The 16,744-nt window shown below is 34.8% G+C and carries 13 protein-coding genes, 1 pseudogene and 1 other annotated feature; of the genes and pseudogenes, 12 read left to right on the top strand and 2 right to left on the bottom strand.

The window, feature by feature from the left end:
- Positions 1-8: 8 nt before the first annotated feature.
- The gene (locus tag AC6F34_RS01235; protein WP_500768151.1) at positions 9-1,520 is read left to right on the top strand and encodes a SagB family peptide dehydrogenase; all 1,512 of its coding nucleotides are present in this window, start codon (positions 9-11) and stop codon (positions 1,518-1,520) included.
- A gap of 372 nt (positions 1,521-1,892) precedes the next feature.
- Here the strand turns inward: AC6F34_RS01235 and AC6F34_RS01230 are convergent, their stop codons facing one another.
- Both AC6F34_RS01230 and AC6F34_RS01225 read right to left on the bottom strand, forming a co-directional pair.
- Complete coding sequence (locus tag AC6F34_RS01230; RefSeq protein WP_500768149.1) at positions 1,893-2,681, bottom strand: SDR family NAD(P)-dependent oxidoreductase; 789 nt, start codon at positions 2,679-2,681, stop codon at positions 1,893-1,895.
- A 36-nt stretch (positions 2,682-2,717) separates the two neighbouring features.
- Positions 2,718-3,722, bottom strand: coding sequence for a helix-turn-helix transcriptional regulator (locus AC6F34_RS01225; RefSeq protein ID WP_500768147.1), 1,005 nt, complete (start codon positions 3,720-3,722; stop codon positions 2,718-2,720).
- Between the two features lie 705 nt (positions 3,723-4,427).
- On the opposite strand from AC6F34_RS01225, the gene cntE reads away from it, so the two are divergent.
- The 11 genes and pseudogenes from cntE (at position 4,428) to AC6F34_RS01170 (ending at position 16,584) form a co-directional block, all read left to right on the top strand.
- On the top strand, positions 4,428-5,612 hold the full coding sequence (cntE, locus tag AC6F34_RS01220) for a staphylopine family metallophore export MFS transporter CntE (RefSeq protein ID WP_500768145.1): 1,185 nt from the start codon (positions 4,428-4,430) through the stop codon (positions 5,610-5,612).
- Positions 5,613-5,710: 98 nt separating this feature from the next.
- A complete protein-coding gene (locus AC6F34_RS01215) occupies positions 5,711-5,980 on the top strand; it encodes a hypothetical protein (RefSeq protein ID WP_500768143.1) in 270 nt (89 codons plus the stop codon).
- Positions 5,981-6,157: 177 nt separating this feature from the next.
- Positions 6,158-6,694 (top strand): sugar O-acetyltransferase, encoded by a 537-nt coding sequence (locus AC6F34_RS01210; RefSeq protein WP_500768141.1) that lies wholly within the window; start codon positions 6,158-6,160, stop codon positions 6,692-6,694.
- A gap of 184 nt (positions 6,695-6,878) precedes the next feature.
- Positions 6,879-7,131, top strand: a binding site (T-box leader).
- Positions 7,132-7,192: 61 nt separating this feature from the next.
- On the top strand, positions 7,193-8,017 hold the full coding sequence (locus AC6F34_RS01205) for an ATP-grasp domain-containing protein (protein ID WP_500768139.1): 825 nt from the start codon (positions 7,193-7,195) through the stop codon (positions 8,015-8,017).
- 265 nt (positions 8,018-8,282) lie between these two features.
- Positions 8,283-8,700, top strand: a pseudogene (locus tag AC6F34_RS01200) (transposase); the annotation flags it as partial.
- Positions 8,701-9,334: 634 nt separating this feature from the next.
- Positions 9,335-10,069 carry a gluconate 2-dehydrogenase subunit 3 family protein gene (locus AC6F34_RS01195; protein ID WP_500768137.1) on the top strand — a complete coding sequence of 245 codons (735 nt, stop codon included), beginning with the start codon at positions 9,335-9,337 and terminating at the stop codon, positions 10,067-10,069.
- Between the two features lie 2 nt (positions 10,070-10,071).
- The gene (locus AC6F34_RS01190) at positions 10,072-11,784 is read left to right on the top strand and encodes a GMC family oxidoreductase N-terminal domain-containing protein (protein ID WP_500768135.1); all 1,713 of its coding nucleotides are present in this window, start codon (positions 10,072-10,074) and stop codon (positions 11,782-11,784) included.
- 683 nt (positions 11,785-12,467) lie between these two features.
- Positions 12,468-13,319, top strand: coding sequence for a CPBP family glutamic-type intramembrane protease (locus AC6F34_RS01185; RefSeq protein WP_500768133.1), 852 nt, complete (start codon positions 12,468-12,470; stop codon positions 13,317-13,319).
- Positions 13,320-13,765: 446 nt separating this feature from the next.
- Positions 13,766-13,993, top strand: a complete 228-nt coding sequence (locus AC6F34_RS01180; RefSeq protein ID WP_500768131.1) for a DUF1858 domain-containing protein — start codon at positions 13,766-13,768, stop codon at positions 13,991-13,993.
- Between the two features lie 12 nt (positions 13,994-14,005).
- Positions 14,006-15,244, top strand: coding sequence for a DUF438 domain-containing protein (locus AC6F34_RS01175; protein WP_500768129.1), 1,239 nt, complete (start codon positions 14,006-14,008; stop codon positions 15,242-15,244).
- Positions 15,245-15,690: 446 nt separating this feature from the next.
- Positions 15,691-16,584: a DUF2268 domain-containing putative Zn-dependent protease gene (locus AC6F34_RS01170; protein ID WP_500768127.1), complete on the top strand. Its 894-nt coding sequence runs from the start codon at positions 15,691-15,693 to the stop codon at positions 16,582-16,584.
- Positions 16,585-16,744 lie beyond the last annotated feature (160 nt).

Here is a 16,744-nt window from a genome sequence, read left to right as displayed (position 1 = left end):
GAAAGATATTGGAGCTAGATACATTTTTACACAATCTACACTTTGACACTGAGAAACTTGCTCCACAAGATTGGCAGGTCAATTGGGCTGAAGCACCACTTCCTTATAAATTGTACCGTGGGTTAGAAGAAATTCCATTCGATGCTGAAGTCCCCTTAGTGCTAAATCTTAGTGTTAATCCCACATTAAAGGAGCTCGGCCATTTTTTATGGTATGTATACGGGATATCTGGATATGCTCAATTTCCACAGGAAACTCATTCATTACGGAGATTTGTCCCCTCAGGTGGAGCACTGTATCCGAATGAATTGTACATGTATTTAAAGCTTGAAGATGTCCCGTTAGGAATCTACCATTACGATGCTGCACATCACCGACTTGTTTTGTTGCGAGAAGGGAACTATGACACTTATGTATCTCGAAGTTCAGGAACAGAAATCAAGAGCTGTTTTTGCACTGTTTTTATCTCGACATACTTTTGGAAAAATTTCTATAAGTACAATCATTTTTCCTACAGGTTACAGGGACTTGATACTGGGGTGCTCATTGGGCAATTGTTAGAAGTTGCCAATGAATTTGATTATACTTCGAAAATTTGCTACCAATTTCTTGATCGGGCAATGAATCACTTGCTAGGGCTGAGCGAGGAAGATGAAAGTGTGTACGCAGTTATTCCCTTATCAACTGAACCTATTAACCAATTAAGTGAAGAGATCGTTTTTGACACTGAAATTTGCCAAGAAGTACCGTTATTAAATGATGTTCCTCATAACCTTTCAAGAACCATTGAATTCCCCATCCTGAGAAGAATTAACGAAGCAGCCATGTTTGAATCAACACAATCATTCACTAAGCTAAAGAATCATCATGAGAATTTCATGCAAGGTACGGAGATAACTTTGCAAAGTACAAAGGACTTTTCATATGATTTCTCTTCAATTTGTAGAAAGCGGCATTCTCCTGAAACCGACTTTATCATGGAAAAAGTGAGTCATACAACACTAGCAACCTTGTTAAAAGAAATCTGTTCATTTTCCTATCATCATGACCTTGATGACATAGATGGCAATGTAGCAGCTCGTGCTACTTTATATGGAACCTTTTATAATGTGGAGGGAGTTCCAAATGGCGCTTACTCTTATGACAATAATGCTCATGCGCTTAGAAGTATAACGGAGGGGGATCACCGGCCATTATTGCAATCAGGATTAATTTTACCTAATGTAAATTTGTATCAAGTTCCCCTATGCTTTCATGTTGTAGGAGATAAAACTCATTACAAAAAGGAATTAGGTTATCGGGGGTATCGTATTCAACAGATGGAGGCAGGGATTCTAACTCAACGAATACTTTTACTGTCGTGCGCCTTAGGGCTTGGTGGTCATCCACTACTTGGATTTGCTGCCAGCTTATGTGATCAGCTCTATAAACTCGATACAGAAGGGAAAACGAGTTTGATTCAAATCCCGGTTGGTGCATACCGTCCTCGTGCTTGGTTGAAAGGATCTATGGCTAATTAAGACAATATATCAGAAAAAGCTCAGCTCTCAATCATTTCGATTGGGGGTTCATTTATTATTTTGTGGTGTAAAAACTCTTTTAAAAGTATTAGAAGCTTAGTAGAAGAAGGGTATTTATATACTATAAAACTGTAAAAGATACTTCTAAATATGAGTAGAAAATACATCAAAAGATATTCTCCATTACAATACTTTATAGGCATTATTTAAGGAAAGTAAAAGAAAAAACTCCGAATTTAACTTTTAGAACTTTGATAGCCTAGGTTAAATTCGGAAGTTTATATTAAAGTACGTGCAGCAAGCGAGTTAGATCTTATTAAACAGATGTACTAGTAACCTATCCAAAGTTTGTTCATCTGACAGGCTTTTCTATTAAAAAATCGTCGGGACCATTCCTCCATCCATACGAATAGGAGAACCTCTAAATGAAGATGAATAGGGACTGCATAAGAATGCTGCTAGTCTTCCTATTTCAATCGGTCTGATAAATCGCTGTATTTCAGATTGTGGAAGATTATTAATCATGAATTGTTTTTCTTTCTCTGCAAAGCTAGTGGTTTCATTTTTGTATATACCCTCAATGATATTCTGGACATTTTCAGAAAGTGTTGGTCCAGGCATTATCGTATTTACAGTGACTTCGGTTCCTTTTGTTCGTATAGACAAACTTTTGGCCAATGATAGAAGCATTGATTTTGTCATACAATACTGAGGCATCTGTCCAGAAGGCATTACTGCTTCTTCACTCGCAATAAAGATAATACGGCCGTCATTATTGTCTAGCATTTTTGGCAGATAATGTTTACATAACCCATTTGCAGCTAATACGTTCGTTTCAAAATATTTTCGCCAAATATCATCCGTAACATCCTCGTATTGCATGATTTCGTAAATTCCCATATTGTTAATTAAAATATCTACATTGGGAAATTTATTAAATAATTCTTCTCTTTGTTGAACATCAACAATATCGGCAGCAGCATTTTGAGGAGAAGTTAGCGGATATTCTGATTTGATTTCCTGTACAATTCGTTCTACCTCATCATAATTACGCCCATTTATGAGAATATTAGCTCCTTCCATAGCCAATTCTTTTGCTATTGCTTTACCTATTCCTTTTGTTGAGCCTGTTACTAAAGCGGTTTTGTTTAATAATTCCAAGATTCAAATCTCCTTTTTATAGGTTATTAATGCTGTTCATTTATAAGTGCATGCTGAAGCACGCCAATTTAAAGGAGTCTCGCCTTCCCAACTGCGGAAGGCTCGATAAAACGAGCTCTGGTCTTTATATCCTACAAGAAAAGCCACTTCTTTAATGTCTAAATCTGGATTAGCTAAGAACAGCCTTGCCTGTTCATGACGTGTTTCCTTTAAAAGTAGTTTAAAGCTGGTCTTTTCTTCGGAAAGCCGGCGCTGTAAGGTGCGCTCGCTCATGCCAAGCTCACGTGCTATATTTTGAATATCGAGTCGTTCTCCTGTTAAATTACGTCTCACTATCCACTTCACTATCTCCGTTATAGAGTGACTCTGACGCTGCTCCTCAAATGTTTGCTCCAATACTGGTGTTAATATCTCCAGTAACTCAGCGTTGTAAGAAGTAAAAGGACGAGAGAGGTCATCTTTTTGCAGTGTCAGACTATTACGCTTTGCACCAATGTTAATAGGGCATCCAAAATAGACTTCAAGCTCCTGTATCCTGCTAAATGAATGTGTAAATTCTACTGATCTCGCTTTTATAGAATAGCCGGTGCCACGTCTACCTAGTTCCAATAGAAACGCAAGCGTCGTCCCAACAAGTAGTGGTGGTCCAGTATGACTCTTATCAAACCACTCTAATTCAATAACACAACTAGTGCCTTTCTCCACAATACGCAATTTTTCAGGAGGACACATTTCTTTGTAACGAGCCATTCTTTCAAGAGCATCCCGATAATCACGGGCATGATAAGCAGCAAGTACAGAAGGGGGATACTGTGTTGTCTCAAATACCTTTGGTAGTTGTAGCATTCCAGCAGCCGAGTCACCTATAATATCTGAATATGCTTGCCATAATGCATAATATTCTTCAACAGTGACAACCGACTCAGTTATAACAGTGAGCGGCATTTTTGCTTTCCGACACAACTCGATGGCATTAATTCCAAGTTTTTTTAGTCCATTCCATAGTCCATCCGGTATTCTAACACGGGTATTTACAGACATTCATTTTACACCTCTTTATCTATCAACACATTACACTTCTGTTAACGGGGTAGTTATTTCATTTTACGTATATAGTAGCATTCTGTAATTAGCGTGTAACGACATTCTATTTGCCAAAGCCGCCAAGAATAAGAAATTCTATATTAAAAATATAACAACTTTTATGATTGATTCTTACGTCCTCTCAAAATGATTCTAGCTAAAAAAGAACTGAAAATTTTGATGGTAGTGTAAAGCATATTTTATTATAGTAGCCTATCAAAGTGTACAAATACTTCTTCTATGTGTATAAAATATTTCAGCAGCTGAAAAATGAGCCTTGTTTTATCCAAAAAGAGGAACATAAACTTCTTAAAAGGTTGGTTTGATTAGATGAAAGTACTTAAATACATAGTCTCCAGATAGAATCCCAATGTATGGGAGAAGAAAGACGAATAGTGGTAAATAGACAAATAGAACAACACGAAAACTAAATATAAGAAACAATTTTAAACAAAGTTTTTAGTAGTAGAAAGGAGTATATTTCTAAAAGAGACATTTTTAATTTATAAAGGTAACATAAAATATAATTAACTATTTTGATAATAAGGATTGACAAAATAATGAATTGTGCTAAAATCTATTGCTAAATCGTAATAATTACGTTTTTCATTAATTTTGATAAAAAAATGAAATTTCATAAGTATGTTTGGAGGAGAGCTAATCTTGAGTGGAGCTATGTCATGGCCATTTATACGTTTATATCTACTTGTACTTCTTTATTTTTTCGCAAATTCAATTCTTAATGTCATCATTCCTTTGCAAGGAGGTGCCTTGGGTGCTTCAAATACAACAATTGGTCTAATCATGGGTGCTTATTTATTCACAACCATGTGTTTTAGACCATGGGCAGGTCAGATAATTCAAAAGTTTGGACCGATTAAAGTATTACGAATTATTCTTATTCTTAATGGTTGCGCATTGTTTTTGTATACATTAATCGATTTAGGAGGATATCTTGTAGCAAGAATTCTCCAAGGTGTCTCAACAGCATTCTTTTCAATGGCACTTCAAATAGGAATTATTGATGCATTACCTGAAGAAGATCGATCACAAGGTATTTCGTTATATTCTTTGTTTTCATACATACCGGGAATCATTGGACCTCTGCTTGCATTAGGTATCTGGCAGGGAGGAATGGAGTATTTTTCATTTGTTATGATAGCTATTGCTGTTTCTACTGGTATTTTTGGTTATAGTGCTAAAATCCATAAAAAAGAAACTTCTTATTCCTCAAATGAAAAAGAATCGACCTTAAATACTTTTGCTTCTATTAGTGAGCTATATAAAAATCCTCACTTGTTCAAATGTAGTACCCTAATGCTAATTGGTTCAATTGTGTTTGGAGCAGCTACTATATTTATTCCCCTTTATACAGACCAAATTGAAAATGCCAATGCCGGAATTTATTTGGGTCTTATGGCAATAACGGTGGTCGTTTGCAGGTTTACTTTAAGAAAAAGCATTCCATCTGATGGAAAATGGCATTCCGGTTTTATAATGGGTACAATGCTGCTTTTAGCTCTCGGTTCCATGTTCGTAAGCTTATCTGTTATGGGTGGTGTAGTCTTTTTCTACATAGGTGCTATCTTAATGGGAACGGCTCAGGCACTACTCTATCCGACATTAATGACATACTTAACTTTTGTTTTACCAACATTTAATCGCAATGTCCTTCTAGGCTTATTTATTGCTATGGCTGACCTTGGGGTATCACTAGGAGGCGTAATCATGGGTCCGCTGGCAGACCTATTCTCATATTCTATTATGTATCAAATATGTACAATCATGGCAGCTTTGATGATTATTTTTGCTTTCGAGCGTCGAAAGATACCCGTGGACTATGCTTGAAACTCTTAATCTGTTAGAACCATATTTATTGGGCTTTCAATCTATTTAATTGCTTTTAAAGTTATATATTTAAGATGGGTGGTGAAAATAAGGGGAAGATGAATACGTTATCGCTTTATGAATTAGATAAAAACTATATTACATATAATTTAATTAAAGAGAAGAACTTTAAGATTCCCACAGTTTATGGAATGAGAACAATTAGTAGTAATGAATTAATCGATTATATCCTAGAACTACAGTCTAAAGATGAAATTAGAATATTAGTTGAGATGATAAAAAAGATAAAGAAAAGAAGAATGCCTGTTAGACCTTACTTTAAAACGATTGCAATTGGACTGCTTTCTAAAAGCAATCTTTTATCTTAATTTAGTCTCTTACACTTATACTGTTAAATAATCCATACAAGAATGAGAAGTCCAAAAGAGTAACAAGGATATTTTAAATGCGAATATAATTTCTAATATTGAAATTATTGAAATGAAATGACAGTACTTGTAAGATATCAGTTAAATGCAAGCAGATAAAAGGAGGAGAAATGATCAATGAGTGAGAAAAAGAAAGTCTATTATCAACGTGGCACAAAAGAATTAAAAATGAAAAATATACGTGCTCATAAACTTATACATGATTTTAATAATAGCAAGATTGAAGAAGAAACAAAGAGAGAGGAAATTATTAAGGAGTTGTTTGGAAGTGTAGGTGCTAGTCCTAGTATTGAACACAATTTTCATTGTGACTTAGGTTACAATATTCACGTTGGTGATAACTTCTATGCTGGATATAACTTTACTATATTAGATATGGCAGAGGTTAGAATTGGGCACAATTGTATGATTGGACCTAATGTGGGAATATATACTGCTGGTCATTCAATCGACCCTAAAGATAGGAATAAGAGTGGATATGGAATACCAATTACACTTGGTGACGATGTATGGATTGGTGGAAGCTGTGTAATCTTAGCTGGAGTCACTATAGGTGATCATTCAATAGTTGCTGCTGGCTCTGTCGTTACAAAAGATGTTCCTGCTAACACAATAGTGGCTGGAAACCCAGCAAAAATATTGAAACAAATTTAAAGTCCAATTCAATAAAAAGAGTAATCAAATTCTCTAAAGGTGCTTTTATTCAAGCTCACTTGCCATAGAACGCGGCTTTACTTAGAGTGGGAATAGTTGAAGCAAAAAAAGTTTCTACCATATACTACTTTTATTGAATTTAGTTTCTGTCTACTATATAATTAAAAAAATTCATTACTTTATATAATATTCTATGAAGAGAAAGAGTACGTTATAGTATCTGTTCCAAAGAGAGCTGGTGTTTTGCTGAAAACTAGTGTTCAGATTATAACCGAAGATCCTCTCTGAGAAATAAAGCCCAATGTTATAGTAAGCTTTATCGGTTTCCTCCGTTACAAGGGGCAACGTATGATTGTACGTTTGTAAAGATTAATAAAATTCTTTCAAGTATTTTATTAAACAAGAGTGGTACCGCGAGTTATAATCTCGTCTCTTACTGAGACGGGATTTTTTGTTTTTATATAAACAAAAATCTAAAGAAAAGCAGGTGTAGGCATAATGAAGACACTACTATTTGTAACAGATTTATATTATGAAGCAAAGGGAAGAAACTATTATGAAGAGGATTTATTTCTAACATCAAAACTTAGAGATGCCTTTCATCTAGTTATTTGTCATCCTGGTGATTTGGAAGCATTTGAAGATCATGCTGATTTAATTGTTTTCCGAAATGCAGGTCCAGTCGCAAATTTCAAAGACAAATATGAAGCATTTCGCAGCCGAGTTGCTTCTAAACACTTAAACACATATAATTCGTTCGACGGTAAGGCCGATATGAACGGAAAAGAATATTTAATCCAACTAACAAATGCTCATTTTCCTGTGATTCCATCCATTGATACGCTCGATTCCCTAGATAAGCTTCCTAGTGTAGAAACGTATATCGTAAAACCAAAAGATGGAGCAGACTCTATAGGAATGGAATTTGTGACAAAAGATGAACTGAGTGAAAAAGTGAACTTAAACTTAAAAAATACATTGGTACAGCCATTTATCAATTTTGAATATGAAGTCTCATTCTATTTTATTGACAAAGAATTTCAATATGCTCTGTATGCACCAGATAAAGTGAAAAGATGGGCATTGAAAGAGTATGTTCCTACGGAAAAGGATCTAGCTTTTGCTAAACGATTTATTGAATGGAATAATCTTAATTGGGGAATACAACGAGTGGATGCTTGTCGGGATGAACAAGGGGAACTATTATTAGTCGAATTGGAAGATTTAAATCCTTATCTTTCCTTATTAGATTTATCTACTGAAACTCGTCAGTCTTTTGTAGAAACATTAACAGAATCATTACAAAAAGCTCTTCAAGATTAAATATGTTCAAGAAAAGCTGCCTTATAAGGCAGCTTCAGACTGTAGACAAACTATTAAATTTAGTTTTGCCTACGGTCTTTTTTGTTTAACATTGAAGGAAGGTTGTTGATTATCGCTTAAGGCGAATGCTTTCCGCGGGCATGGCGTGAGCCGCATCGTCGCTATCGCGACGCTTCAGTCTCACCTGCCACGCTTTCCCGCAGGAGTCATCGCCTTTCGCTCTAATCCATCGAATTTATAGTTAATTTTGAGGTGAAGAAACTTGATGACCAAAAATCAAAATAATGAACGTGAACATTTAGAAGCTTTAAGGATAGAAGAACTTGTTCCTAAGGATCATTTAGTTCGGAAAGTGGACGCTGCGATTTATTTTACTTTCATTTATCCTTTAGTGGAACACCTCTATTCTAATGTTGGGCGACCAAGTATCGATCCAGTTGTTTTATTTAGAATGACGTTTATTCAATATGTGTTTGGTATCCGATCCATGCGTCAAACAATAAAAGAAATTGAAACTAATTTTGCTTATCGTTGGTTTTTAGGGTTTGGATTCTATTCAGAAGTTCCTCATTTTTCTACCTTCGGAAAACTACGAGCGACGTTACCATGATTCAGATATATTTGAACAGATTTTCTATCTTATTTTAAGGGAAATCATGGATCATGGGCTACTACAGTCGGAACATAGAGACAGGTTACGATTATATCCAGAATATTTTATATCATTAGAGTAAGGAGGGATACTATGATGGATGATACTTTTTTATCTAAAGGTGCTGCAAAAATAGGCTCTTAAATCTTGAAACAAACGCCTAATAACATATAGGATTAACAGCAAACATTCCTTTTAAAACTGATTAATAATTAGGGTAACGTAACCTATTCTTAAAGTAACTAATGCTTCCTTTTCTTGCAGGAAGCACTTTTTTATATGCAAGATCTATCATTCACCTAAATTAATGCTATAGCTTTAATAAATTATGCGTATTTTTATATAACTTTTGAACAAGAAAAAGTATGTCTATTCCTTTTTTGTCTCTTACTTGTCCTAAGGATCTATTAATTACAATGAATAGTATTACTCATTCCTATAATGTAGCTTCTCGCAAAAATATAAACGATCCGCTTAATCCTAAGAGTTAGTAAATTGATTTATTTCTCATAACTTTACCTCCTCATCTTATAGAACTTACTTTTAATATTTCCCATCTTCCTTTTGATTTCATTATATTTTTAAATAAAAAATATAAACTGAATGTCTAAATGTATGAAGAAATTGACATAATATATTTACTATTTAAATGGGGGACAGACTTTATGGATAGTTCTGATGAACCGCAATTTAATAAATCTGTAGGCAATCAATTTATGAATCAAATAAAATATTTGATGAAAAGTTTATCAAACCATGAAAAAAAAATTGAACCGAATCATAACGAGTTTAATTACAGAAATAATATTGTGAATATGAATCATACAAGAGCAACCTTTATGGCTTTTGTAGACGCGATAATCCCTTCCACCTTGGGAGCATTAGATTTGCGTTTAGACGACTATATTATTTGGTCATTAGATCATTATGTTGGATTCGAAGATGATAGTAATAAAGAGGATACACCTTTATCTTGTAAAACCGCAATAATTCTAGATATCGCTGCACATCATTTAGTAGCTAGAAGTAATGAGAAGTTATCTCTTAATTTCTCTACCAATCCAAATGGCGGTGCTTTCACAGCACTATCCATTGAAAATAGATTTAAAGCCATACGTTTATTAGAAAATCTCCAAGTTGATTTACTCAAACTTCCACTTCCTTATAAGAACAATGGTGGTTTGGTTAAAAACGTGGTTTCAACTCTTCACCAACTGTTGATCTTTGGATACTATTCTGATTGGTTTTCCTTTGGCTCAACACGATTAGCCTATCCCGAAGATAGATGTTCAGAAAGACACCCCTTTGTTTGGGAAGGAATTAATTATCCTGGAACGTCATTTGGTTATCGAGTACATAGAGGTTTTTTATTTGAGAAATTTTCAGAACAGGAGAAGTAGCTATGAGCAAAGATGCTGATGTGATTATAATAGGTGCTGGTGGTGGAGGAGCAGTAATAGGAAAAGAACTAGGAGAATTAGGAATAAAAGTGATAATACTAGAAGCAGGTCCTTGGTATGGAAATAAGAAATGGAATAATCCGAATAAAGAACTTGGTTCCAGTTCAAGTAATAAGGTGGACGACTTAGATATAAACCTTCTTCGTCATCAATTTACGAAACATGAACATACCATGAATGCCTATGATTCCGGTCGTCTTCGATGGGGACCTGCTGATCATCGGCGTAACGCTTGGCATAGGAATGTTCCTAATAATGGTATGGTCTGGCAAGCATCTGGTGTTGGTGGAACAACTCAACATTACTGGGCAAACTCACCACGAGCTTATTCATCGTCCGTAGATGAAGTCTGGCCAATTTCTTATCGGGAATTGATCCCATATTATGAAAAAGTAGAAGAGATATTACCAGTTAGAGCTGCTCCGACGACTGCAAAGGAAGAATTGTTTTATTATGGCGCAAAAAAAGCAGGTTGGTCAATGCTAAATACATTGAACCCAAGTACTCCAGGATATCGACCTAATCCAAATGCAATTCTACAACCAAACTCAAAATTAATGGATGAAAATTTACCTTTAAAGAAATTATCGAAAATGGAAGGTTGCACACTTTGTGGGCATTGTGTGAATGGATGTCCTCATGGACCATCAGTAGATAAAGTAGCGAAGCGTTCAACAAACGTAAGTTATGTTCCTTTGGCATTAAAAACAAATAATGTTGACATTAGACCTAATACATATTCTATCAAGGTTTTAACAGAGAGCCATCCTAAAGAGGGAATAAGGGCTTCTGGAGTACAGTTTCGGAATACATGGTCAGGGGAGATTGGGGAATTATTCGCCTCAGTTGTTGTCATGGCAGCTGGTTGCATAGAAACTCCTAGACTATGGTTGAACTCGGATCTTCCGAGAAATTCCTGGGTTGGAAAAGGATTAACCCATCATTATTGGGATTGGGTAACAGGAGTCTTTGATGAAAAGGATTTAATGGGTATATTGGGGCAAAGAAATATTAACCCATTTGTTGGACATACATCAGGGGGACGATTAGATTACCCAGGACTAGGATGTATACAACCCTTTGGAGTAAGCCCAGGCTTATTTTCTTCCTTAACTTTTGGTTTCAGTGAAAGTGGATATGATTTTGAAAAGAAGTTTTCATTAATGAAAGGGCCATGGGATAAACAGGGACGAGTTGTAGGAAAAGAACTAAAAGATTGGATGTACAATTACCAAAACACATTAAGTATTATGATCCTTACTGATGACCAGCCTAATAAAAAGAATGGTGTTACCATAGATCCATTGTTAAAAGATGAGCATGGTCCAATTCCAGTTGTTAAATATTCAGTGAGTAAAAAAGACAAGCAGAAAAGGAATCAATTAGCAAACATTGCTACTGAGATTTTAAGAAAAGCAGGAGCTAAGAAAATTCACCGTTCAGATTGGCCATCTAATTTATTTGCTCATATCGAATCCACTATGCGAATGGGTTTTGTTGTAGATACAAATTGCGAAGCAATACAAGTGAAAAGGCTTTTCATAGCTGACAACAGCGTCCATTTTAACGGAATAGGAGGACCCAATCCTACATTGACTACTCAAGCTTTAGCAACAAGAACAGCTGAAAAGTTAGCTATGCTTTATTTTAATTGAATTAAGTAGAACTGCATTGTAAGTGAACTGCAACTTGCACAAAACTCAGGGAGTGCTGATATTGTAAATCATCTGGTTGAAGTAACGAATAAGAATTTAAATCAGGTTGCAGATAAGTGTAATTTTTATGAGATGAGTTTTACTAAAAGTAATGATATGAAATGCACAAGGTGAATAAAATCATCTTGTGTTTTTTTTCATTTAAAAATGAATTGAAGGGAATGATTTATAATTCCTTTTATTCAGATAGTTTTTGGTTGAATCATTGTATATATTGTGTATAATGTATATATAAACATATACATTATACACAATAGATCTAACTCCTTTAATTTTTATTGAGAATTGCAACAAGCAGCCATAAATGACCTCAACCATTGAACGGTAATGTATTTAGCTTGCATTATAATTTTCAGTTCTTTTTGTTGAGTTATTTGGATGTTTAGTGGTAATTCGTTTTTGAAAGTTAAAGGATCGATTAAGAAAATTTGTTAGGAGGTTGATCGTTTTAGAATGGTAGGGATTTAGTTCAATTTTTATTAGGCTTATGGCGTATGTATACGTATATAGACATAACGCTAAAGTAGAGTGGAGATGATTTCACTAACTATAAGAAGCATCTATATAGAATACGGAAATACAAAACTTATAAAAACAATAACGATTAAAAAAGGAGCATTCAATTGAATTCTTTGAAATTTAGTATGAGTCGGTTGCTTTTATTCTTTGTACTCGTGTCATTCTTTCTATTTGTTTCAGGTAATGTCGGACAATATTTGATTAGAAATCAAGATATAGACCCGAAAATTGGTATGCTTTTACAAGGGATGATCTTTACCGGGTTAACGCTTATTGTACTTTATGTTCTTATAAGAAAGAATCCCGACGTGCTTAAGTACATTGGATTAAAGGGAGTACGTTCACCATTAAGGATGATTATTGGAATCACGTTGCCTTTTATTTTGCTACTCGCGGGAATCTTAACCGCTTATTTCATTGGCGGAATAGAAAACGTCAGCTTGAACTTGACATCTAGCGTAATGATTGCCATTTTAATTAATACAGTGACTGCATTTTTGTATGAAGCATTTCCAGAAGAAGTTTTTATCCGTGGTCTAATATTTGAAGAATTGAATAAGAAATTTCGCTTCATCACCTCGCTGATTTTACAGCCGCTAATCTTCATGTGTGTTCCGCTTATGGTAATGGCATTGGAATCAATATTCTTTAATCAACCATTTTCATTGAATATATTTTATTTTATCCTGCTGTTCACATTTGGGATTTCCTTACAACTATATAGAAAGTATACAGGTTCTATGTGGGTGAGCATAATCTATCATGTTATTTATCTTGAAGTCGCTAGATATATATCTGCGGGAGGTATGTATGATCAAGATGTTGCACTTTTAATTTTCGATGAAACATTCGATGGATTTATGATGCTATACTTATCATTTTTATTTATAGTCGTACTTAGTGTAGTGATACTGTCACTATTATTAATAATTGATAGACGAAAAGATAGGTTATAACTACTGATTAGAGACTGCCAAATAGTCTCATAGATAAACCCATCAGACTGTCTTGAAAACGCTTGTCAGACTAGGAGTGCAGTTGAATGTAGACCCGATAGAACAGACGGTTCATGAGGCGACGAGTGAGACAAACAACGAGGTATGCGAGCGTTTGTCAACAGTCTGAGACTGCCAAATTGGCAGTCTTTTATTATGCTCATTCTTATCAATAAGACAAGCTGAAATAAACATTAGATTCACAGAAGATGACATTTGCCAAAATCCTTCATTCATTTTATCAATTAAAATAAGAGTAACGGTAACAGTGACAAAGGTTATTTTGAAAATGACTGAGCTAATCTAAAAAACTGCATTATTAAATGTGATTCATCTCACATTATCAGTCTTCCTCAAATGGTATGTTTATATTGAGAATAATAATCATTCCTTAATGAGGTGGTTTAATGGCGAAAATCTTAGACTTAAATTTGCCGGTATATGAATTAACAGCATCGTATCCAGAGTTGATAGAAATCTTAAAAGAGATTGGCTTTGAAAAAATTACTGATCCACTTATGATGAAGACAGCTGGGAGGGTCATGACGATCCCGAAAGGATGCAGAATGCGAGGGGTTTCAATTGATAAAGTGAAAGAGACTTGTGAGCAAAGAGGCTTTACCATAATAGAATAAGGATGGGATCGTATGAGCGAGTTGATCAATAATCGGGAGAATACAACGGAGCAGTCATCACAAAGGAAGCAAATGTTAAAGGAAATTATTAAAGACTTGCATTCTGGTAAAACAGTAGACGAGGTAAAGCAACGATTTGACGATGCAGTCGGGAGTATCACTGTAACAGAAATATCACAATTGGAGCAGGCTTTAATGGAAGAAGAAGGAATTGGTGTAGAGGAAGTGCAAAGGTTATGCTCTGTCCATACCGCCATATTCAAAGGTTCGATTGAAGAAATCCATCGTACTGATGACAAGTCAGAGGAAATGCCAGGTCATCCGATTCATACGTTTAAATTGGAAAATAAAGAGATTGATTTATTAACAAACTTTAAGCTACAGCTTCATTTTGATCGATTTGAAAAAGAGGATAGCAAAGATAATATCTATAAATTGTTGGAAAATCTCAATTTATTGCTTGATATCGATAAACACTATAGCCGAAAGGAAAACTTGCTGTTTCCTTATCTTGAGAAATACGGTATATTCGGACCGACGAAAGTGATGTGGGGTGTCGATGACGAGATTCGTGCGGCTATTAAGGAGGCGAAACAACTATTACAGCTCTATGAAGGCAATAAGCAAGCTGTAGTTGATAAGCTGTATTATGTCATTCGTGAAGTCAGCGAAATGATCTTTAAAGAAGAAAACATTTTATTTCCGCTGGCACTGCAAACATTAACAGAAGATGAGTGGATGAAGATTGCGATCGAAAGTGAGGAAATTGGCTATTGTCTAACTGGTCCTGCCGGTAAGTGGAAACCAGTGCGCGATTCACTGTCTGAGGATTCTGAAAGAATGGTAAACGGTCTTATCCATTTGGAAACAGGTGTATTATCTGTAAAGCAGCTCGAGCTGATGATGAATCATTTGCCAGTTGATATTACCTATATTGACCAAGATGATGTTGTGCGTTATTTTTCTCATGGAAAAGAAAGAATCTTTGCTAGAACAAAAGCGGTCATTGGCAGAACGGTCCAAAATTGCCACCCACCGAAAAGCGTGCATATTGTTGAGAAGCTGCTAGAGGATTTTAAAGCTGGTGTGAGTGATACAGAAGACTTCTGGATTAGATTTAAAGACAAATATGTCTATATTCGTTACTTTGCAGTTAGAAATGAGCAAGGAGAATATTGCGGGACACTTGAGTTTACGCAGAATATCCAGCCGATTAAAGAGATTCACGGTGAAAAAAGAATCTTATCGTGAAGTGTAAAGAATACGTATGAGATGCATCTTATAGATTGATTATAGTGAAAAAAATCCATTTTGTTTACTTCTTCTTCAAAATGGATTTTTTGATTTCATGTTTAGAAGCTATACGAGATATCAGAAATCCCCATATAAAACTTATAACCTACCATGCTATAAATCGGATAATAGTGTGGAATCCTACATAAAAACCTTCTTATTTAAAACCTATTTCATTCAATTATATAGAAAATCACATATAAATTCATTCCCATTAACTATTGACCTTTACGCTGCGTAATACTTTATTGTGGCATTTGAAGGAGGTACAAAAAAAGATGGATATGAATGAGAATAAGAGAAGTAGCTGAGATGACCATTTACGAAATACATTAATCGATATGGTGATGGATTAGCGAAGCGATGAAAGAATTCAAAAAAACATTAATAACAAAGGGGTAGAAATGAAAATAATAATCGAAAATACATTTGAGCAATATGAAAAATTGTTCTCTATGGAAGGCGAAAAAGAAAACTACTATCGCTATTCTATGATGAAACCTTTTGAGAAGATGTGGAATACCATTAATGTTCCTCTAAAAGCCAATCAACCTAATGGGTACGACGTAATAATGGCTACAAAAATGCTCGGGTATCTTGATATGAGAGATACTGAGATTGGAACTATAGCATTAATGAAATTAAAAGAAATTCAAGCTCTTCAAACAGCATGCGAAACTTTGAATCATTGTGTTGACTATATTAGAAAAAATAAACTAAATATAAATGCTGATGAATTGAAATTTGGCATGTATATAGCTGATCCAAAAAAACTCGAATTACAAAAAGGCTATTGTGGTTTTGGAGGAATTCCAGGATTTATTCACGTTTCAATTTACCCTACTTCCTATAATGTTCCAAGAATCCCTACAGTAATCGCACATGAATTTCACCACAATATCCGTTTTTCCAATTTTTCTTGGGATCATGGTAATGTTACAGTTGGTGATTACTTGATTATAGAAGGATTAGCAGAGTCATTTGCTAAAGAACTTTATGGAGAGGATCTATTAGGTCCTTGGGTTACTTCTTTTGATACGGAGGACTTGAAATACTCAACGGAAGTAATAAAAGATGCATTGAATATTAAGGGATTTGCCGAGGTTAGTAGTTATATGTTTGGTGACACCATTGCAAAGGAACAGGGTTATCAACCTGTTGGGCTATCACCATTTGCTGGATATGCAGTAGGATTCCAAGCAGTACAGTCCTTTATGAAAGCCAACAATGTGGGGATTGAAGAAGCTACCTTACTTAGTACAGAGGAAATTCTAAACAATTGTGGACTGTTTTCTTAATAGCCTATTTAACTATGACGCAACACTAATACAATTAAGGAATGCTTTTCAAAGGAAATGAAATAATGAGAACCAATTTGTTTAATCTATCAAGTTTTAATATTCTTATTATGATGAAAAGGTAGAGGGTTTTTTAAACCCTCTTTTCTGATTATCTTAT

The sequence above is a fragment of the Niallia sp. CD-39 genome (genome assembly GCF_059874745.1).
The sequence above is the reverse complement of the archived record's forward strand: the minus strand, read 5'-3'. Positions and strand labels throughout refer to the sequence as shown.

Excerpts from the sequence above, each read along its gene's own strand:
- AC6F34_RS01205 (WP_500768139.1), top strand. The coding sequence starts at position 7,193 with ATGAAGACACTACTATTTGTAACAGATTTATATTATGAAGCAAAGGGA.
- AC6F34_RS01210 (WP_500768141.1), top strand. The coding sequence starts at position 6,158 with ATGAGTGAGAAAAAGAAAGTCTATTATCAACGTGGCACAAAAGAATTA.
- AC6F34_RS01215 (WP_500768143.1), top strand. The coding sequence starts at position 5,711 with ATGAATACGTTATCGCTTTATGAATTAGATAAAAACTATATTACATAT.
- AC6F34_RS01195 (WP_500768137.1), top strand. The coding sequence starts at position 9,335 with ATGGATAGTTCTGATGAACCGCAATTTAATAAATCTGTAGGCAATCAA.
- AC6F34_RS01180 (WP_500768131.1), top strand. The coding sequence starts at position 13,766 with ATGGCGAAAATCTTAGACTTAAATTTGCCGGTATATGAATTAACAGCA.
- AC6F34_RS01170 (WP_500768127.1), top strand. The coding sequence starts at position 15,691 with ATGAAAATAATAATCGAAAATACATTTGAGCAATATGAAAAATTGTTC.
- AC6F34_RS01175 (WP_500768129.1), top strand. The coding sequence starts at position 14,006 with ATGAGCGAGTTGATCAATAATCGGGAGAATACAACGGAGCAGTCATCA.
- AC6F34_RS01225 (WP_500768147.1), bottom strand. The coding sequence starts at position 3,722 with ATGTCTGTAAATACCCGTGTTAGAATACCGGATGGACTATGGAATGGA.
- AC6F34_RS01190 (WP_500768135.1), top strand. The coding sequence starts at position 10,072 with ATGAGCAAAGATGCTGATGTGATTATAATAGGTGCTGGTGGTGGAGGA.